The following is a 20,040-nucleotide window of genomic DNA, read 5'->3' as shown; positions in this document are numbered from 1 at the left end:
TTGTATGATTATCGAATTAGATGGCATTTCTATTGAAGTCTTAAGAAAGCCCGTAAAAAATATGAATCTGCGTATTTACCCCCCAGATGGTTTAGTCCGAGTCAGCGCCCCACTAAAATACAGTGAGCGCTTAATCCGTAAAACACTGGAAGAAAAAAAAGCATGGATTCATGAACATCGTGAACGTATTCGTAGTCGTGCACCGTTAGAGCCTCTCCCCTTACAAACGGGTACACCAATACCTTTTATGGGCAAGAATTATTTATTAATAATTGAAGAGCATCATGGTCCAAATCATGTGCAACTCCAAGATGAGCTCATCCATTGTTATACCCAAACAGGTAGTTCACCAGTGCAAGTACAAACTCTTCTTGATACCTGGTACAAACGCCAAATGGAACTGTTGCTACCGAAACTTATTCTACATTGGGAATCAATTGTTGGTGTCAAAATCAACGAGTGGGGCATAAAAAAAATGAAAACCCGCTGGGGCTCCTGTAATCCTCATGCAGCACGAATTTGGTTAAACCTGAATCTTATTAAAAAGCCGCAGATTTGTTTAGAATATGTATTGGTCCACGAATTGGTACATATCCTGGAGCCCAGCCATAACAAACGATTTTATGGATTCATGAGCCAATTCATGCCGCAGTGGCGAGAACACCAACATCTTCTTGAAGGACGCTAATGCTACAAAATACCGAGCTTCTTATTGATAATCTTTGCAATCAAGGATTTCATCTCCTCGATGGATTCTTATCCCAGGAATATTATTTTTCGCTTCGGACCACCGCGAAACATCTCTATGAACAAGGTTTATTTCGAAGTGCTAAAATTGGTATTAATATTAGTTCGCAGCAAAATAATACCATCCGCACAGATGAAATTTTGTGGCTAGAAACCAATAACCAAGATCCTGCAATACAATTTTTTGTAAATCAAATTTACCAACTATGCCAAATTCTCAATCAAAATCTATTTCTTGGTTTACATGAATTTGAGACACACTTTGCAAGTTACCAACCCGGTACTTTTTACAAAAAACATGTCGATCAATTTGCAGCACAAAAAACCAGAAAAGTATCCTTTGTTTATTATCTAAATGAAGACTGGCAAGATGAGTACGGTGGCCAATTAAAACTTTATGACACTAATGACCATCTACTTGAACGTGTTAACCCCCAAGGAAATCGGCTCATTTGTTTTAATAGCGAATTACCTCACGAAGTTATAACTACCCATCAAACCCGATATAGCATTACAGGTTGGATGAAAACAAGACCAATCAATCATGCTCAGTAAACGGAACAGGCTTTATTGACCACACCAACATAAGATTATGTTGGTGTTTTTACCCCTTGTTTACATGCTTAAGCCCTGTCTTTTGCTCTATAGTTACATCCATCTTTGCCTCCAGTAAGCTAATTATGAGCAATTACTTGCGGATCAACATCATATAGAATAACTAGATTTATGCCTTTATTAAGTAGATGCGGGGCCATGGAAATAAAAGCGGACTCCCCAACTAACATTGCAAAGCCCCAATAAAAATTTAAGACAAACTTATTGCTACCCAATCATAATTCCGATTAAGTAAAATTTCTGCTATACGCGCCTCCAAAAAGGAATGTTGCTCCGTATAATCATAAAATTATTGTGTATAATGATATTTTTATCCTCACACTATTCTATATGCATGCCTTAGACATTAAACAACTATCTAAAACTTATGCCAATGGAGTTCAAGCTCTTAACGGTATTGATTTAACAATCAAAACAGGTGATTTTTTTGCCCTACTTGGGGCTAATGGCGCAGGAAAATCGACTACGATTGGCCTAATCAGCACCTTACTTACAAAAACCTCTGGTGCAATTAGTATTTGTGGCTATGACCTGGAAAAAGATGCTGAAAAAGCAAAATCATGTCTTGGTTTAGTGCCCCAAGAAATTAACTTGAATATTTTCGAGACCTGCCTACAAGTTTTATTAAGCCAGGCTGGTTACTATGGAATTTCGCGAAAAAATGCCTTACCCAAAGCGGAGGAACTTCTAAAACAGCTCGGATTATGGGATAAACGCAACTCCATTGTCCGCCATTTATCTGGAGGTATGAAACGCCGTTTAATGATCGCCAGAGCCCTGGTACATCAGCCTCGAGTCCTAATTCTTGATGAACCAACCGCCGGTGTTGATATTGAAATCAGACACAGTATGTGGGAGTTTTTAACCCGTACTAATAAAGAAGGCACCACAATTATCCTGACTACTCATTACTTAGAAGAGGCAGAGCAATTATGTAAAAATATTGCCATTATTGATAAGGGGCAAATTATTAAAAACAGCTCCATGAAAGCCTTACTGCAAACATTACGCCATCAAACATTTATCTTCAATATAGAGCAGCCAATTCACAGCTTACCTGATGTGAGTCCTTTGCTCGCCACACTCATTGATTGTAATACCTTAGAAATTCGTGTTGATTCGCATGACAGCTTAAATACAGTTTTTACTATCTTATCCAAGCACGGCATCAATATTAGCAGCATGCGTAATAAAACAAATCGCTTAGAAGAACTCTTTTTGGATCTTATAAAAAATGGCCATTAAAAAACAACTTGTTTCTTTATACACGCTAGTACGACGTGAAATTGTACGGATGTTTCGTATTGCTAGCCAGGTTTTTTTGCCTCCGGTTATCACAACTACTCTTTATTTTTTGATTTTTGGTAGCTTAATTGGGCCTCGCATTGGTGAAATCCAGGGAGTTAGTTACCCCATGTTTATTGCCCCTGGCTTAATTATGATGTCAGTAATTGTTAACGCCTATGGCAACGTATCGTCTTCGCTGTATAGTGTACGCTTTCAAAAAAGTATTGATGAAATGTTAATTAGCCCTATGCATAATAGCTTCTTGTTGCTGGGATATGTGTTGGGAGGTATGGTACGTGGTTTAATCGTTGCGATTTTAGTTTATCTTATTGCCTGCTTTTTTCTAACGGTGCAATTAAGTCATCTACCCTTGACCTTATTGGTTGTCTTACTGGTTTCCGCAGTATTTTCCTTAGCAGGATTTACGAATGCTATGCTTGCACGTAATTTTGATGACATTATGATTATTCCCACCTTTGTGCTAACCCCGCTAACCTATTTAGGCGGTGTCTTTTACAGCACAGAAATGCTACCGAACTTTTGGCAAAAGGTATCTCTTTTAAATCCAATTTTATATATGGTTAATGCACTTAGACAAGCAATGATTGGCCAAAGCGAAGTCGGCATGGGCTTAGCGATGAGTATCATTTGCATCATGCTCGTTTTATTAGTGGCATTAAATCTGTTTTTATTAAGAAAAGGGGTTGGCTTACGGGAGTAAGTAGCGCTATGCGTTACATTTTAAATGGCATTACTGCAAGCAGAGGAAACAACCCAGGAGTTTGAAGCCAGCCCTCTGAGTAGTTTCACGGCCTCACACTGAGGCTCTTGATTTTAACAATATGATAAGAACTTGTAACCCGTATTAGACAGAGTCGTCATACGGGTTATGCAATTACCTGGTCGCTGGCAACCAGAATCTACTAAGGTAAACCAGTACTACAAGCGAGAGAAAGATCTGCAATAGCAGTAACCGCCTGGATGGAATCAATGCTACCAGTCGTAACCGTACCTGGGACCTGGTTTGTAGCAACATAAGTCGCAATTAAAGCCCCTTCGTCTGAAACGTTGGTATCCGCAACAGCTCCTCCAGCCATAGTTTCAATTTTTCCTGGTGAGTTTAATGGCGAATTAACAATACCATCTGGTGGGAATGGAGCATCGACAATACGATCACAGGTAACACGTACACTTTTTCCTGGTCTTAAAAGCTTATCACGAGCAGAAACTAATCCCTCAAGAACCTGGACGTACGTATTTTCGATGGCACGTGCTCCAGCACATTGCTTATTTTTACGATTAACCTTTGTCTTCGCTGAACGAGTCGCATCAACACGGATATGGGTTCCAAGAATAGCTAGAGATACAATAGGGGTTTTTAATGTTTCTTTAATTTTTCCACTATTTTGAATTTCTAATTTTCCATGAGTTAACTCTGCGTCAATTTGTACACCAGATTGCTTTGGAGCATATGCATGAATCTTATATGATGAGTTTGAACCAATGTTCACTAAAGCACCATTTGAATACTGAAGATGCACGGCTGCTTCCGCTGCAGTAACAATTTCATCACCTGGTTCTAGAGCGGAACCACGCGAAAGAGTACGTGTACTCCCACCATGGGAGGCGGTAACCTTATTCTGAGTAAACAATACTTTAGCAGCAGACTCAGCGAAAACCTGGGTCGTCATGGATAAAAGTCCGATTAAAATTATTCTCTTCATATTTTTCCCTGTACAATAAACAAAACATTAATTATTTATGTAGATGAACATAAATACCACTCCAATCTTCAGCAGGTGGTTCCACCTCGAATCCTTTAATGCGCTCAAGATACATTTGATACAAATAAATTTCCGGAGATTTGCTTTTCAGAATATCAAATTTCTTTTCTGCCGACGACCAGTTACGTGCATAATAATCATCTAAAGCTGCTTGGTATTCAGCCAATTCAGCCACAACTGCATCATCAACCTCCGTACGCAAACCAACTGGTTGATAGATAACCAATCCCGTTTTACGTCCTTTAACCGTTATTTTATCTACGGGCCGCCAAACAAATCGATCATCGGCAGCATGAGTTCCATCACTCACTAAAATATTTACATGATAAAATTTGGTTAAATCTTGTAATCGTGAAGCAAGGTTTACCGTATCGCCAAGAACCGTATAAGCTCGCCGGAATTCCGATCCCATGTCACCTACGTTCATTAATCCTGTAGCCAAACCCACCCCAATATTTACGGCAGGAAGTCCTGTTGCCACCATTTTTTCATTGATTCCTGGCAAGCTATTTATCATGGTTAACGAAGCCATGACTGCATGGTAGGCATGATCATCATCAACCATAGGAGCCCCCCAAAATGCAACAATCATATCGCCTACATATTTGTCAATAGTGCCGCGGAAACTGAAAATTATTTCCGTAATCGGTGTAAAAAATGTATTTAATAGCCGCTTAACATTAGAGGCCTCCAACGACTCACTGACACTAGTAAAATTGCGTATATCACTAAACTGCACGGTCATATTTCGCTCTTGTCCATCCATATTGTATTGTTCTGGAGAATCAATTAATTCTTTAACATATTGCTCAGGTACATATTGACCAAACAGCTGATTGATTTTCCTCTTTTGCCGCCGCTCCATAATAAATAAATAACCATAGTTAGCCACCGTCTGAAGGGTAATTAGTACCAGAATGAAAGCTAAGGGCACATACAAACCTTTAGCGACAAAAAGATAAACGGAAATAGCCAAGGTTGCCAATATACTGATAAATGCCAACACTAACATACCTGTAACCCCCATAAAGGCGAAGATACAGGAGAAAAAGAATCCTAATAATAATAGGTACAAGCGAGCACTGAATGTATGCCAATTATATTGGGTAACAAGCTGCTGCCCCACGATGCCTTGCACCATGTTGCCTACCATTTCCACCCCCGGAAATGATTGTGCAACAGGAGACTGATGTAAATCGGCAAGCAAAATCATGGTTGAGCCAACCACCGCAATGGCGCCTTGTAGCTCATTGGGATTAAAATTGCCTTGCATAATATCCGTTGCCGAATAGTAAGGTAATGTCCCAGGAAGTCCCCAGAAAGGAATAAGAATTTGACCTCGAGAATTCGTTGGTATAAACACAGCCCCCATTTGGATTCCACTTAACTCACTGCCCGTAGTGGTCAAGGTAACGTGATCAACCATCAAATAATTCATTGCAATTGCCAACGATAAGGTAGCATAGAGCTTGTTATCATAGCTTGCGATCATCAAGCCATGACGCACTGAGCCATCAGAGTCAGGCAGATTCGCTACCGAGCCCGCTTGAGTAGCCGCCTCAAGAAACAAAGGCAAACACCCGTTATAACCTGAAAACTGATAAAGAGGCATATCGCCTCGATAGATAATCGTATTATTTGGAGTCGTTAAGGGTGATGGCAAAGCGCCTTTTTTAACTACTTGATCATTATGAAACAAAAATCCCAAAACAACATTATGCTCCAATAAAGAATGAGCAAAAATACGGTCATTATCAACATGTGGCGCAATCGCCTCTAATAAAGCAGGGAGCTGCTGTTGATTAGGTGGGAGTTTGGGAACTAATGGCAATAACTCATCCTTTAAACCTAAGGCATAATTTACTTCAGGTTCAGCCATAACCATATCCATACCAATAGTTACGATCCCGGCTCCCTTTAATTTGTTAATTAATTCGGCCAGCTTATTACGCGGCCAGGGCCAGCGCCCCTCCTGTTGTACTGAACGATCATCAATATCAATGATCACTACTTTGGGATTCGGTAAATGAGGGCGACGATTTAATTGAACAATTTGATCATAAATTCGGTCATCTAGCTGATCAATAAGGAAGCTTACTAAAGGAAGATGGATTACATCCGCAAGAAAAATGAATGCTGTACAAAAAAGACCAAGAGAAAATTGCGTCAATTTGGATTTCAGCATTTTAGGCAAAAACTGCGGAGCATTCATTGCAAAATTGGTCCTTTCTGTGAATGTAACCGTTTCACTGCGATAAAGGTAGAGGCTACGTGCCGAGAAACTCTCTCATGTTTTCCCCGAGCCCCAACGAGCCACGGAACCGCAGCAGGTCGGAGATTATCGGATTACATCAGGCGGCTAAGAATGCCTATGAAAACTGGTATTCTATAGCGGCCAAAGTTTGGAAGCTGTGGAATGTGCTGCTCGCATTGTAATATTTTTCCTCAACACGCATCGTAACATTCTTATGCGTATAGGAAATTCCCCCGCCTAAACGAAAACCATCTTTATTCATGTTTAATTGAGGTAAACTGCCATTAACGGTAATAGCAGAATTCACAATAGGACGGCTATTTGAGAACTGAGCTACTTGAAATAAACCACCATTAATAAAAGGCATTAATTTAGGATTAATAAAATAACCAAGCTCTGCATTTTCCATTAACAAGGTTGCTTTATTCCTTAAAGCTAGAATAGGCACCATAGTTTCTAATGCAGGGAATTTATAAGAATAAGGACCGGTGTCAATTTGGCTATATAAAACACCGAAATTTGCTCTTAGCAAAAACTTTTGCCAGCTTTTTCTATAAATCCCATTAGCACTAACAAACCAGTTATCGCTACCATTACGGGCATAGGCATGTGTCTCATCTACAGTGCCAGGAGCAACAGTCAAGTAGCTATTGATTTTGTTTTGTCCATAACCTGCAGCGAAATCCATATAGATTTGCGGCGTAAAAATCTTTAATACGTGACCAAAAATCGTATCATTCTTTATATTTTGAGAGGTCGTCGTCAGCGGACTCGGTGCTAACAAAAAAGCGGAGTTTAATGAAGTATCGACTCGAAAATAGTAAACACCTGCCATTACGCTAGGGCCGAAGGAAAGATGATCCGCTCCAGCTGAATAAAGATTTGAATGCCCATTGTAACGGTTTACATTCCCCGAAGAAGATGATTTAAAGTGAAAATCAGTATATCCATAGAGGAATTCTGGAGTTATCTTTTTCAAAAAACCAGTTACATTACTAGTGGTTTCATTAACCATTTCAGTTCGTGTTCTGGACAATGCATCAGCACAAACTATTTGCCCACTACCTAATAAAAATAATGACAGAATTACCGCTTGCTTTTTCATCACATCCAAATTCCTTTTCTAGAAGGTATTATCATCATCCCCCATCATAAACAAAAAATAGTGCGTTAGACAAGATAAAGATGGGAAAAAAGCAGATAAATCAATGTGTTCAAAAGAGAGGCATTAAAATGTGCAATATCAACTTGATGTCTCGGAGTCCTACCCATTGTGTATTGGTAACAATAAAAATATATGCAAAAAATAAGCGCATCAAGCGCTTATTTTTATAATCAAAAGCTTGAACAGGTTAGCCCACTTTAGCTAAACCTGAAGTAATGCAAGCCGTGATGCACGCCGAGAGTCCATCATTTAAGGAAGTAAGTACCCAAATAACTGTGGGTAATAGCATCGTACACGCAAGGGTTGGTGCAACTGGGCTACCGATTAGAGCGGCAGAAGCAGCTACTGCAGCAAAGGTATATGCCAAATTTAAGCTTTTCTCTATAAACGACTTCAGATTGGTATGCTCGGCTAAATAATCGTTATTATTTAGGTAATCCTTAGTTAATAGCTGAGGGATCCATTTTAAAAGTGCAGCGAGAGCACCTACGCCCGCGAAAGAAAGAAAGCCACCAGCATTACTTACCATTTCGGGACGAAAAAATGAATAGGCATACTTACTCACAACACCACTTATGCCACTATAGACAGCCCCCATCCCTGCTTCAGCACAAGCCCTAGCAAAAACTTCGGAAAACTCCTGAGCTTTAAGATTTTCAAAACCATCACTGGAACAAATAATACGCCCTGAATACTCTGAGTCATCGATATACATGAATAAGAATCCAAATGAACCAAGGTGTTAGATTGTACCATTTTCTGAGCAAAAACAAAACATACGGCCTTATTTGGGCTCACCTGAAGTTAAGTTCATGTAATTACTTGCGATTAAAACCCAAAGCACGCAATCGTTGCTCTATTGACGGATGAGTATCAAAAGCACTGCTTAAGGATTTAATCGCAGAGATGTCTGATGGGTCGAAAAGATAGGATGCCTGACGCACTTGTTCATGAGCAGTATTCCCATACTCTTCTGAATAATGATCTGCGTTTTGTTCATGATCAGAACTAATCTTCAATAAAGCTCGGGCCATAGGCTCATTATCCCGCATTAATTCAACACAGCCTGCATCGGCCATGTATTCACGGGTACGGCTTAAAAACAAGGTTAATAAAACAGTAATTAAAGGTAAGACATAGCGCAGAATCATAATCACCATGAACAATTGATTGTTATCACGTCGATCATTACCATTACGTCTAAATAAAACGGAATAAAATAAAACATCGACGACAATAAGCAAAATATTGCTCAAAACAGCTACGGTTAAGGTTAATTTAATATCGCCATGGCGAATGTGGCTTAATTCATGTGCCATAACGGCTTGTAATTCAGCACGGTTCAATTTATCCATTAATCCGCGTGTGATAGCGACCATCGCAGACTTTTCACTATAGCCACTAGCAAAGGCATTCATATAATCTGCTTCGATAATAAAAACCTTGGGCACGTACTGTAAGCCCGCAGCAACAGTCATTTCCTCCACTACATTATATAATTGCTGTTCTTGTACATTTTGCGCGTTTTCCGGGGTTATCTCTCGATACTCAGTGCCTAAAAGCATAATGCGGTCGTAAAGCGAGTACGTGATTAATAAAGAAATTGCCGCAAAACCAACCATTAGCAATGTAGCGTAGGGAATCACTCGAAAATGAGTCAATGCATTCATACTTTGTTGTACGGTAATACCTGGATACATGGTTTGTAAAACCACGATATCCGCAATAAAACCGACAACAAAGTAAACCCCAACAAATAATCCAATTACCGTACGCGTCCTACGCTGGTTTTTTCTTATTTGTTCGCGCCAGTCACCTGCACTGCCATGATAGTCAGCAAGACTCATAGTCTATCTCAAAGTTTTACAGTGTAGTCTTCTCTAGCCTGAATTTGTTCTTCAGGAAGCCCCCAGTAAACAAACTCTTTATTCAATGCTGAAGAGAAATAGTTCACCACCATTGATTCAAAGAAGGACTTTTTCTTCGCATTATAGCGCTCAATTGCATCGTTATATGCTTGTTTGGCATACGCTAATTTGTTTTCAGTATTCACAATTTCTTCCTGCAATTGCATCACATTTTGATTTGCTTTCAAATCAGGGTATTGTTCAAAAACCACATTAAGACCCGATGCAATTTGAGAAATCCCATTCTCTGCGGCAATCCGACCTTGCTCATCACCTGCAGCTTTAGCCGCTTGCGCTTGATTACGTAAGGCCACAACATCTTTCAACGTCGTTTTCTCGTAATCCATGTATTTTTTAACGGTATCAATGAGGGATTCGAATACCTTAAATCGTCGATCTAATTGAATATCGATTTGCTTTTTGTCGTTATTAATTGTCTCTATTAACTGGATTAAAACGTTATAAATACCTATAGCCCAGATCACTACAAGAACAATGATAACTAAAAGTGCAAGAAAGAAAGTACCCATGTTGTTATCCTATAAAAAATATCCTATTTAAGTTATAGCTTAAAATAGTAAAAATAACAGGGGTAGTCGTTAAGAGAAGTATTCTGTGATTTAATAAATGTGTTGCATGACTTATAGGGAGGACCGAATTACCGCGGTCAAACCGCAGTAACTCGTGAAATTAAATCCTTAAGTCCGTGCCATTAATTACAAACAGCAGCCAATTATGTTGTTTTTATTTCTTATTTAGAAGTGGTTTTAAAAATTGTCCGGTATAGGATTGTGGACTTTCGGCAACGTGCTCTGGGGTTCCTGTGGCAACGACAAGCCCTCCTTTACTGCCTCCCTCCGGGCCTAAGTCAATAATCCAGTCCGCCGTTTTTATCACATCCAGATTATGTTCAATAATAACAATCGTATTCCCCTGTTCCCGCAAACGGAATAAGACTGAGAGCAACTGGCGAGTATCATGAAAATGCAGGCCCGTAGTTGGTTCGTCGAGGATGTATAAAGTACTTCCGGTGCCACGCTTTGATAATTCACGAGCCAGTTTAATTCGTTGAGCCTCTCCTCCTGACAAGGTAGTGGCGCTTTGGCCTAATTTAATATAAGACAGGCCAACATCCACCAAGGTTTGACATTTTCTGGCTAAAACAGGGATAGCAGCAAAAAAGGTACAGGCATCTTCGACTGTCATTTCTAAAACTTCATGAATATTCTTCCCCTTATACTGAATATCCAAGGTTTCTCGGTTATAACGCTTACCCTGACACACATCACAGGCAACATAAATATCCGGCAAAAAGTGCATCTCCACTTTAATGAGTCCATCTCCCTGACAAGCCTCACAACGTCCACCTCGAACATTAAAGCTAAAACGACCTGGTTGATAACCCCGAGCTCTAGCCTCAGGAGTTCCGGCAAATAAATCACGAACATGTGTAAATAGGCCCGTATAAGTCGCAGGGTTTGAACGCGGAGTCCGACCAATGGGGCTTTGATCAATATCAATTACCTTGTCACAGAGATTCAACCCTGAAATTTCTTTTACCGCCCCTGGGGTAAATAAGCTGGCTCGATTTAACTGGTTCGCAGCAATCGGATACAAAGTATCATTAATTAAACTGGACTTCCCTGAGCCGGAAACCCCTGTAATACAAGTCATCAAGCCTAAAGGAATACTAACACTAACCTGTTTGAGGTTATTGCAGTTAACTCCTTTTAAATGAATCATTTTCTCTGGATTAACCGGCAAACGTTCTTTTGGCACAACTATTGCCTGTTTGCCTGACAAATATTGTCCTGTAAGCGATGCGGGATTCTGCATAACCTCTTCTGGAGTACCACGAGCAACAATTTCACCGCCATGAACCCCCGCTCCAGGCCCAATATCCAACACAAAGTCTGCACTACGAATAGCATCCTCATCATGCTCAACCACAATAACGGTATTACCTTGATTACGTAAATGCATCAAGGTTTTTAATAAACGATCATTATCACGTTGATGTAAACCAATTGAAGGCTCGTCTAAAATATACATCACCCCGACCAAACCCGAGCCAATTTGACTCGCAAGACGTATACGTTGTGCTTCACCACCAGATAAAGTTTCCGCACTACGAGTTAAAGACAAATAATCTAAACCGACATTAACTAAAAAGCCTAAGCGCTCCACAATTTCTTTATTAATCTTGGAGGCAATTTCACCCTTATAGCCGGTTAAACGCAAATTTTTAAAAAACTCATATGACTTTTCTATGGAATATGCGGAAATTTCCGGTAAGTTTTTATCATCAATGAACACATTACGTGCTTCTTCACGTAACCGTGTGCCGCTACAGGTCTGACAGGGGCGCGAAGATAAATATTTAGCAAGCTCTTCCCGGATCATCCCGGAATCGGACTCCCGATAACGACGTTGCATATTAGGAATGACACCTTCAAATGCATGCCGCTTCAACATAAAACCACCATTGGGTCGATGGTAATTAAACTCAATTACGTCACGGCCACTACCATATAAAATGATCTCCTGCATTTCTTGAGGAAGGTCACAAAAAGCGGTGTCCGTATTAAAACCATAATGCTGCGCCAATGATTCCAACATAGAGAAGTAATAATTGGTCTTTTTATCCCAACCACGAATAGCTCCTTCTGCCAGGCTGGCCGTAGCATCATGAATTACGCGTTCAGGATCAAAGAACTGATCCACTCCCAAGCCATCACAAGAAGGGCAAGCACCAACAGGATTATTAAAAGAGAAAAGGCGTGGTTCAAGTTCACTCAAACTATAACCGCATTCAGGACACGCAAATTTGGAAGAAAATACCAAATCAGTAAATTGATTATCCATGGAGGCGACGATTGCGAGCCCCTCAGCCAAGTTCAACGCATTTTCAAAAGACTCACTTAAGCGTTGTTCAATTTCGGGTCTTACCTTAAAACGATCAATCACTACCTCAATAGTATGCTTCGTGCGAAGGCCAAGTTTTGGCGGCGAATCAAGCTCATACAACTCCCCATCAATACGCGCCCGCACATAGCCCTTCGCTTGTAACTGTTGGAATAACTGTACTTGCTCTCCCTTCCGCTCACGCACTACCGGCGCCAAAATCATCACTTTGGAATCAGCAGGTAAGGTCATCACCTGATCCACCATTTGACTGACTGTTTGTGCATGCAAACGCACATGATGTGTTGGACAACGAGGCTCACCAACGCGGGCGTAAAGTAGGCGTAAATAGTCATAAACCTCGGTAATAGTCCCTACCGTAGAACGAGGGTTATGTGAGGTTGCTTTTTGTTCTATCGAAATAGCTGGCGATAAACCTTCAATAGAATCAACATCCGGTTTTTCCATCATGGATAAGAATTGTCTGGCATAAGCTGACAATGATTCAACATAACGTCGCTGTCCTTCGGCATAAAGCGTATCAAAGGCCAATGAAGACTTGCCTGAGCCTGATAAACCAGTAATAACAATTAACTGATCTCGAGGTAAGTCTAAATCAAGGTTTTTGAGATTATGGGTTCGTGCACCACGAATACTGATAGTTTGCATAAAATTCGTTCGGTTGGTTTAATAATTCTGAAAACAAAAATGAATTATGAACTTAAATTAGCAAAGCGTATAGACATTTTTAACTCCATAACCAAGATACTGCAAAAGACATGTTTTTTTGCCTCTAAAGCAGCTTGGGTATCCATGGATACTTCTGCTACACTTAATTTAATAACTCGTTAATATAAAAGGATTTTAGTGATGAGAGCTCTAGTACTCGCTATCATTATCATTTTGGCTCCCAATCTTTACGCCAAGGAACCCATGCCAGTAACCGCCTGGACCAAAAAAATCTTACTTAATGCCTTAAGTGTAGATTATAAGTCTATAGATGAGGAACCTGAGGAGTATAAAGCAGGATTTACCATAAATAGCTGGGATGCTCTGAAGGTCTTCCTTGGGGGGTATGCAGAAACAATCCGTGACAAGGAACTATCCATTCATCCTCTTTTCCTTATAGAACCCCAGGTAGTCGATTCAGGGGTTGTCTCAGGAATGAAATTTGCACGCGTCAATACAGAAATCTTGCTGCCAGAAATTAATATCAAGGTGGCCTTTTCTGTAATTGTTATTGCAACGAAACAACCATCAAGTAGCCCATATATTATCCAAAGTATTAGTATGGTTAAGGAGGAAAAATAATGAGCCCTACTTTTCGTTTCAAATTATTTTTCTGGTATTTCTGTCATTTTAAAGTGGCGATGATCGGCTACTTAAAACCACGGCTAATAAAAATAGATGAAGAAGAAATTGTTATTTGTCTTCCGCTGAGAAGACGCAGCCGTAACCATTTAAACTCAATGTACTTTGGCGCATTATCTGTTGGCGCAGACTTAGCGGGTGGAATCCATGGTTTTTATCATGCGGAACGGGCTCAATGTAAGGTTTCATTAGTATTTAAATCATTTCAAGCACAATTTTTACGCCGTCCGGAATCAGATGTTTATTTTGTATGCACAGATGGAGCACAGGTCAAAGCGATGTTAGAAGAAACGCAAAAAACAAAAGAACGGGTAAATAGGCCAATCAACATAGGAGCCTATACCGATTATCCAGGCTTAACCAATAAGGTGGCTGATTTTACGTTAGAATTATCAGTAAAAGTGGTTTCATAAAAAAATAAGTTCAAAAAACCTACATTCTTAATAATAATTTAAGTATTATGCATTACACTACCGCGGGGTTAATAATGTAGGGCATCTGATGATAGAAGAAAAACTACGAGTTATTGAATCATTTAAGAGAAACCAGCTTTCCAAACATGTAGAGCGTGTTTACGCGCAAATTTTTGACGTTCTTAACAGCAAGCATGTGAGTCCACAAATACGTCCATATTTTGCCCAGGAGCGGATCAATACGGTAGGTGTTCCTTTTACAGACTTTGGACTTGAACCCGATAACATTACCCAAATTAAAAAACTGATCAACGCACTTTATTATGCTCGTTTATCATTTATTGATTTAGAAAATATTGATATCAGAGATTTACGCAAAACCAACTCAAATGCCCAATTACTCCTTAGTAATACAATTGAAACAACTTATGAAGCAAGCTACCTAGCCACGCATTTGGATGTAGATTTAAAAGAAATGTTCCGTGAAGAACTGGACTTTATCCTACCCCATTTAGCTCAGGTGCAACAACTTGCAGAAAAAAATGCCCAGGCAACAAAAGATGCGATTCAACCCTACCCTATTGCCAAAACTGTCGGTGAAGCCACTGGTAAAACCATAGATCAATTGCGCCCTCTAGGAGGAGATGTCGATTATAATTTCCTAACCGAATTCAGCGCACTATTACCCAGTTATATTAATCAACTAACTGAAAAAATCGAATCGTACTCATCACAAATTCGCCAAAATGAGCCTAAGCTCAATCAAAAAAAATTAGATGAAATACAAAATGCCGCGCTTCATTTATTAAATGACATAGAAAATTTAAAGGGAAATAAGATTCTTGTTTCAATTAAATTTTTAAATTACATCCATATTCTTCGTAATCTAATTACCCTGGTAATGAGTACCCTCGAACAGGTTGGGGAATTAAGTGAATTCTCCCAAGATGTGGTATGCGGTAAATTATCTCAAATCAAGTACGATGTACTCCCGAAGCTATTCGGTCTTGTAGATAAAATTGAAGTGAATTGCATGCTCAATCCGGGCACCCTATCTACCCCACTGATGGCTAATGCGCAAAAATTATATGAAGCACTCGTTTTCCTTCCCAAAAAAGCCATTGATTTTAAAAAAAGAGGTGAAGAGTTACTGCAAATTGAGGATTCTCGTTTTATTGAGCTAAGACTGGAACTTGCTTATAAGCGTATTGATACTGCAAATAAAACACTCTATAAAACCAAGCAAGCCCAAGATGCGATTGACGCATTTTTCGACGAGTTGGAAAATGCAGAGCATCAAAAACTGAGTCTACATCAATTGCCCGAGCATGTAAGAGGACAACTTATTAGCCATTACAAAATATTTAAACCTTATGTAGAACGCCTGGATGTCGATCTCAATGACCAAATGATCGCCGGCCTCCTGGGCCCGAAAGCCTGGTCATCATATACTACACGCTCCACCTGGTCCTCCTATATATCGAGACCATGGAGCTTCATTACACGAGCACTAGACCCTGATCATGTCAGTTTGGTTCGGCATAAAAGAGCGGCCCTATCTACATTAATTGAAAAAAATGAAGCAACCCAACTCTTTCATATTAGGCTCAATCGTGATCTAATTGACTCGGTATATAAAAATGCACAGTTAGCCTTATATCCTTATAATCGACAAACTAATGTATATACCCTTGATGAAACAATTCCTCTCGGGATTAAAAATGATGAAGTTCCGTTAACAATTGAAAAAACTCAATTTCTAACGCTGAGAAAAAATTTTATTAGCTTCAATACGCTAATTAAAAGAGCTATTCGCGAAGATCAAACTCATTTAACCTTACATCAGCTCAGCAATGACAGCAAAACTCGTCTAAGAAACCTTTTTAATAAGTTACGTCCTTATTTGCCTTATTTAACAACACACAAAAACGACTTACAAAATTTTGAACAATATGTTGTTGCAGTACTAACCAATAGAATAGTAGATGTAAAAGATACTCCTACTATTGTTGACCTAAACGTATTGATGGAAAGTTGCATAACAGCTCTTACGACGATCAAAAACTCATGGCCAACAACAGATGGCTCTTATTATGATTTACAACACACAGCATTCTTGGATGAGCAGGCTGCAGCCGCGTTTCTCAGGCAAGAGTCGCAAAAACTGAAATTCGACAAAAGCGATAGCACTCAGCATACTTTACTGAGAAATCCTGAGGCCTTAACAGCCGATCAAACCCTTGAACTCTGTGAATGGTACCGCAATAAGCACAATAAATTCCAAGTTGCACGACAAGCGTATAATGAGTTCATGAAACTGATACAAATACACAGTTCTCAGGAGCCAAGTCCAAACGCTCAAGCACCCTTGCTTCCTTATGATAGTACTAACGCCAGTATCTATAATATTGATGAGACTAATCTACAAAATACTCAGACTAATGCCTTAATTCCAAACCCTGACCAATTAACCGCTGATCAGGCAATTGAACTGTATGCGTTATATCGTAGTAAATACAATAAACTCCAAGCAGCTCGGCAAGCCTATATAGAATTTAGCAAGATCGTGCAAGAACATAGTCTGCACGAAAACATTTATAACCTAAGTCAATTGGATGGAGCACTCAAAGAGCAATGCCGTAATTTATATGCGGTGTTTCAACCTTATTTAGCAACAGCATCAACATTAACACCTAATGAGATGCTCAATTTAGATCATATTCTAGTTGATTTATTATCGGATAATCCTGTTGTAGAACTCGACCTGCCGGTCGCGGCTTTATTCAAAGATGTTGAAAGGCATTTTGCCATAATCGAAACAAATTGGCGACAAAAGAAACAACAGTTTATGCGCTTGGCACAAGAAAAAGCATCTACGGAAACGGCATTCCAAGAGCTTCTAAAAACCCATAACATCAAAGGCACCGTGCAAAATATTGAGACATTAAACGACCAAGTAAAAACTCAATGCCGCAATTTGTATAATGTCTTTCAAGCTTATGTTGTTTGCGCAGCCCCTGAATCCCGTAAAGAAAGTATACGGCAGTTTGATAAATTCTTAGCAGAAGTTTTATCGAAGAAAAAAAGCGATGCTAAAACAATACCTCCCATTGACTTGTTCGAAGTCCTGGACGAGCATTTTGAAACTTATTTTGCTCAGGTGACTATGGATTGGCACCATAAAAACCAACAGTACATCGGTATTGCTCAAGAAAAACTTGTTGCTGAAAATGAAGCAGCCACTCTCAGCTTAAACCTAAAGCAGGGAGAAAGAGCCAATCGCCTTCTCAAAGACACGAATATTTCTAACGGCATTGCGGAATTTAGATCAGCGTTATATGGCATTCAAGCATTATTTAATGATGCCATGCGTAAACAATTAACTCCCCAAGCCAAAGGTGTTCCTTATCCTGAAATGGAAGATCCTTATCAGCAGCTCGCCCAGAGCATGCAGGTTCGCGCAATAAAAGATATTTATAATTGCCTGTTCCACATTGAAGGAATTGCCCACGAACTAGAAAATTTAAACGATTACAATCTTCATGGTCCTTATTCCGCGATTGGCGAAGAAACTATGGCCAAGTTATGGAAATGGAATTATGTTAGTACGCTATTACAGGCTTATGGCCATATCAACGAAATTATTAAACTCAGCGAACGCTTGGCGACAGCTCCTCATTATAGTTTTATTACTCGCGAATTAATCAGTAAAGCTCAAAATCTTTATGCTGTAATCCAAGGACATTCTTTTGCATATCAAACAGCACCAGAACAAATTCCCGTACCTGGAACAGTACAACAAAATTCGGTGTGGTTTGCGCTTAACGCTTTTTATATTAGTCCGAATCACATTAGATCGCTAAAAAATAAGAATTATCAATCTACAGAAGAACTAAACTCACTGTACAAGAATGCCAAACAAGCAACATTGACTATAGAAGCGATGATTAAAAATTCGCATTCTTATTTTAAACTCTTTCTACAGTCGCCACAGATGTTATTGCTTTACAGAGAGTTGATGCAAAAATTAAATGAATTTACCACTACAGCACATGACGCGGCTCTTAATAATATAGATAAGATACGGCCTGGAATATTTACGCCAATGCTGCTGGAAGCAGATCATTGGGAAACAAAACTTGGACTAGCTCCAGGTAGCCTGTCAGAACCATTAAGACGCATCACCAATGAATTTTATAAAGGTTTCTTAGACGCTCTTGATTTACCTTCTGAAGAACATGTTGCCTTAGTCTGCGACAAAAAACCCTTGGAAGAGCGTACGCATATTCTCAATAAAAAAATTACAAAAGCTCAGGAAAATATTGCTCGAGTAAAAAGAGATTATTACGATATTGAAACTTTATATCTGTATGTTCAAGAATATAAACGATATAAACACCCTGATCTCATCTCAACCATACAACCCATTAGCATACATCCATTCACCCTTGAGGAGTGTGTTAAAGGCCTGCAAGAGCAATATAAAAAAAACTTGCCTATCTTGGCTCAATTTCGAGATAGCAAGAAAGTAAAAGTCGATGTAAGTACCTATGAGGACCAGCATCTATTAGATGACGTATGTAGTGAACCACTTAATGCATACGATCCTAAATTTACTGAAATTGAGGGCTGGATTACCGCTAGTTATCATTACGTCCTTGGTCTGCTATCAACCTATGAAATGAGATTACAGACTGCTCAAGAACAACTGACACAGCTGAAAGAAATCGACAAAGTCCAGGCTCAAGAAAACCAAGCTTTTATTCACAACTATACGACAAAAACCTTTAATCGACACTTGAAGAAACTATGTAACCGTCATATTGGTCTGCAATATACCGATCAGGAATATCGCAAAGAGTTGCGTAAAGAATTACTTACGTTTAAGACGCAAATCATTGCACAAGCCAAAACGGTAAAAGACATTAGTTCGAGCCTAGAAAAACAGTTACAAGAAAAAATAGGGGAATTTGAACGCAAACATTATGAGGAATACGCACAACTTGATCGCGTTCTGGTTGTTTTAGCACGAATAAAAGGATATTTGAGTGATGCAACACAAAAGAAAAATGAACAACCAGTTAGTGCCGTACAAAAAACCCAATCTAAGCTTAAAGATCCATTAACTGAAAAATCTGAGCTAATTAATGACTTATTCGCAATAGCAACAAATGCCCAGGACGAGGCGAATGAACCCGTGCCCGTTAATACGAATGCGGAGCCAACCTTTCTATCAATCAAAGAACGTTTTGAAAAGATAAAGATACTAGTGAAACAACCTCGCTTTGAAAGTGTCCTACTCGCCCCAAACAGGCATATGGATACGTTGAGTTTTGCTTATTTAAAAGCCTGTTTTCTATCCTTATTAGAAACATTAAATCTTTATACCTCTACAAGAAAACGTTTCTTAGAGAATATGAATGAAGCAGTGGATAAACCACAGAAACTGGATGCTGCATTAATAGTAAGATTCGGATTATTTATTCAACCAACTCAGCCGCCTGTAAGTGAGGTCTCGGTAGAAGCAGCAGATACAGCGATTGTTGCCCTGTAATACAATGTAGGTTGGGCCCCCTGCTAGTGTGATTCGATG

14 protein-coding genes are annotated in these 20,040 nt (G+C 39.4%); 7 read left to right on the top strand and 7 right to left on the bottom strand.

Going from position 1 to position 20,040, the window contains the following annotated elements; genetic code table 11:
- Positions 1-4: 4 nt before the first annotated feature.
- The 4 genes from J2N86_RS01830 to J2N86_RS01815 all read left to right on the top strand — a co-directional run bounded on the left by J2N86_RS01830 (position 5) and on the right by J2N86_RS01815 (position 3,370).
- Entirely contained in the window at positions 5-688 is a 684-nt protein-coding gene (locus tag J2N86_RS01830) for a M48 family metallopeptidase (protein ID WP_252580520.1), read from the top strand.
- Positions 688-1,302 (top strand): 2OG-Fe(II) oxygenase, encoded by a 615-nt coding sequence (locus J2N86_RS01825; protein ID WP_252580519.1) that lies wholly within the window; start codon positions 688-690, stop codon positions 1,300-1,302. Before J2N86_RS01830 ends, J2N86_RS01825 begins: the two co-directional genes overlap by 1 nt.
- Positions 1,303-1,692: 390 nt before the next feature.
- Complete coding sequence (locus J2N86_RS01820; RefSeq protein ID WP_252582322.1) at positions 1,693-2,607, top strand: ABC transporter ATP-binding protein; 915 nt, start codon at positions 1,693-1,695, stop codon at positions 2,605-2,607.
- Positions 2,597-3,370, top strand: a complete 774-nt coding sequence (locus tag J2N86_RS01815) for an ABC transporter permease (protein ID WP_252580518.1) — start codon at positions 2,597-2,599, stop codon at positions 3,368-3,370. Before J2N86_RS01820 ends, J2N86_RS01815 begins: the two co-directional genes overlap by 11 nt.
- A 202-nt stretch (positions 3,371-3,572) precedes the next feature.
- Here the strand turns inward: J2N86_RS01815 and J2N86_RS01810 are convergent, their stop codons facing one another.
- From J2N86_RS01810 to uvrA, 7 genes are all read right to left on the bottom strand, one after another.
- Positions 3,573-4,373 (bottom strand): FecR family protein, encoded by an 801-nt coding sequence (locus J2N86_RS01810; RefSeq protein ID WP_252580517.1) that lies wholly within the window; start codon positions 4,371-4,373, stop codon positions 3,573-3,575.
- 31 nt (positions 4,374-4,404) lie between these two features.
- Positions 4,405-6,645, bottom strand: coding sequence for a CHASE2 domain-containing protein (locus J2N86_RS01805; RefSeq protein ID WP_252580516.1), 2,241 nt, complete (start codon positions 6,643-6,645; stop codon positions 4,405-4,407).
- 157 nt (positions 6,646-6,802) lie between these two features.
- The gene (locus tag J2N86_RS01800) at positions 6,803-7,792 is read right to left on the bottom strand and encodes an autotransporter outer membrane beta-barrel domain-containing protein (RefSeq protein WP_252582320.1); all 990 of its coding nucleotides are present in this window, start codon (positions 7,790-7,792) and stop codon (positions 6,803-6,805) included.
- Between the two features lie 247 nt (positions 7,793-8,039).
- The gene (locus J2N86_RS01795) at positions 8,040-8,567 is read right to left on the bottom strand and encodes a hypothetical protein (RefSeq protein ID WP_252580515.1); all 528 of its coding nucleotides are present in this window, start codon (positions 8,565-8,567) and stop codon (positions 8,040-8,042) included.
- Between the two features lie 103 nt (positions 8,568-8,670).
- Complete coding sequence (gene htpX / locus J2N86_RS01790) at positions 8,671-9,699, bottom strand: zinc metalloprotease HtpX (RefSeq protein ID WP_252580514.1); 1,029 nt, start codon at positions 9,697-9,699, stop codon at positions 8,671-8,673.
- An 8-nt stretch (positions 9,700-9,707) separates the two neighbouring features.
- Positions 9,708-10,289 carry a LemA family protein gene (locus tag J2N86_RS01785; RefSeq protein WP_252580513.1) on the bottom strand — a complete coding sequence of 194 codons (582 nt, stop codon included), beginning with the start codon at positions 10,287-10,289 and terminating at the stop codon, positions 9,708-9,710.
- Positions 10,290-10,503: 214 nt separating this feature from the next.
- Entirely contained in the window at positions 10,504-13,332 is a 2,829-nt protein-coding gene (gene uvrA / locus J2N86_RS01780; protein ID WP_252580512.1) for an excinuclease ABC subunit UvrA, read from the bottom strand.
- Positions 13,333-13,533: 201 nt separating this feature from the next.
- Between uvrA and J2N86_RS01775 the strand changes: the two genes are divergently transcribed.
- The 3 genes from J2N86_RS01775 to J2N86_RS01765 all read left to right on the top strand — a co-directional run bounded on the left by J2N86_RS01775 (position 13,534) and on the right by J2N86_RS01765 (position 20,001).
- Positions 13,534-13,974, top strand: a complete 441-nt coding sequence (locus J2N86_RS01775) for a hypothetical protein (RefSeq protein ID WP_252580511.1) — start codon at positions 13,534-13,536, stop codon at positions 13,972-13,974.
- Positions 13,974-14,447: a PaaI family thioesterase gene (locus tag J2N86_RS01770; RefSeq protein WP_252580510.1), complete on the top strand. Its 474-nt coding sequence runs from the start codon at positions 13,974-13,976 to the stop codon at positions 14,445-14,447. Before J2N86_RS01775 ends, J2N86_RS01770 begins: the two co-directional genes overlap by 1 nt.
- A gap of 88 nt (positions 14,448-14,535) precedes the next feature.
- Positions 14,536-20,001, top strand: coding sequence for an SdhA (locus J2N86_RS01765; protein WP_252580509.1), 5,466 nt, complete (start codon positions 14,536-14,538; stop codon positions 19,999-20,001).
- The last annotated feature ends 39 nt before the right edge of the window (positions 20,002-20,040 follow it).

This window comes from Legionella lytica, assembly GCF_023921225.1.
In the GTDB taxonomy this organism is placed as follows: domain Bacteria; phylum Pseudomonadota; class Gammaproteobacteria; order Legionellales; family Legionellaceae; genus Legionella; species Legionella lytica.
Note: the sequence above shows the minus strand (reverse complement) of the source record. Positions and strands in the feature narration are given on the sequence as shown.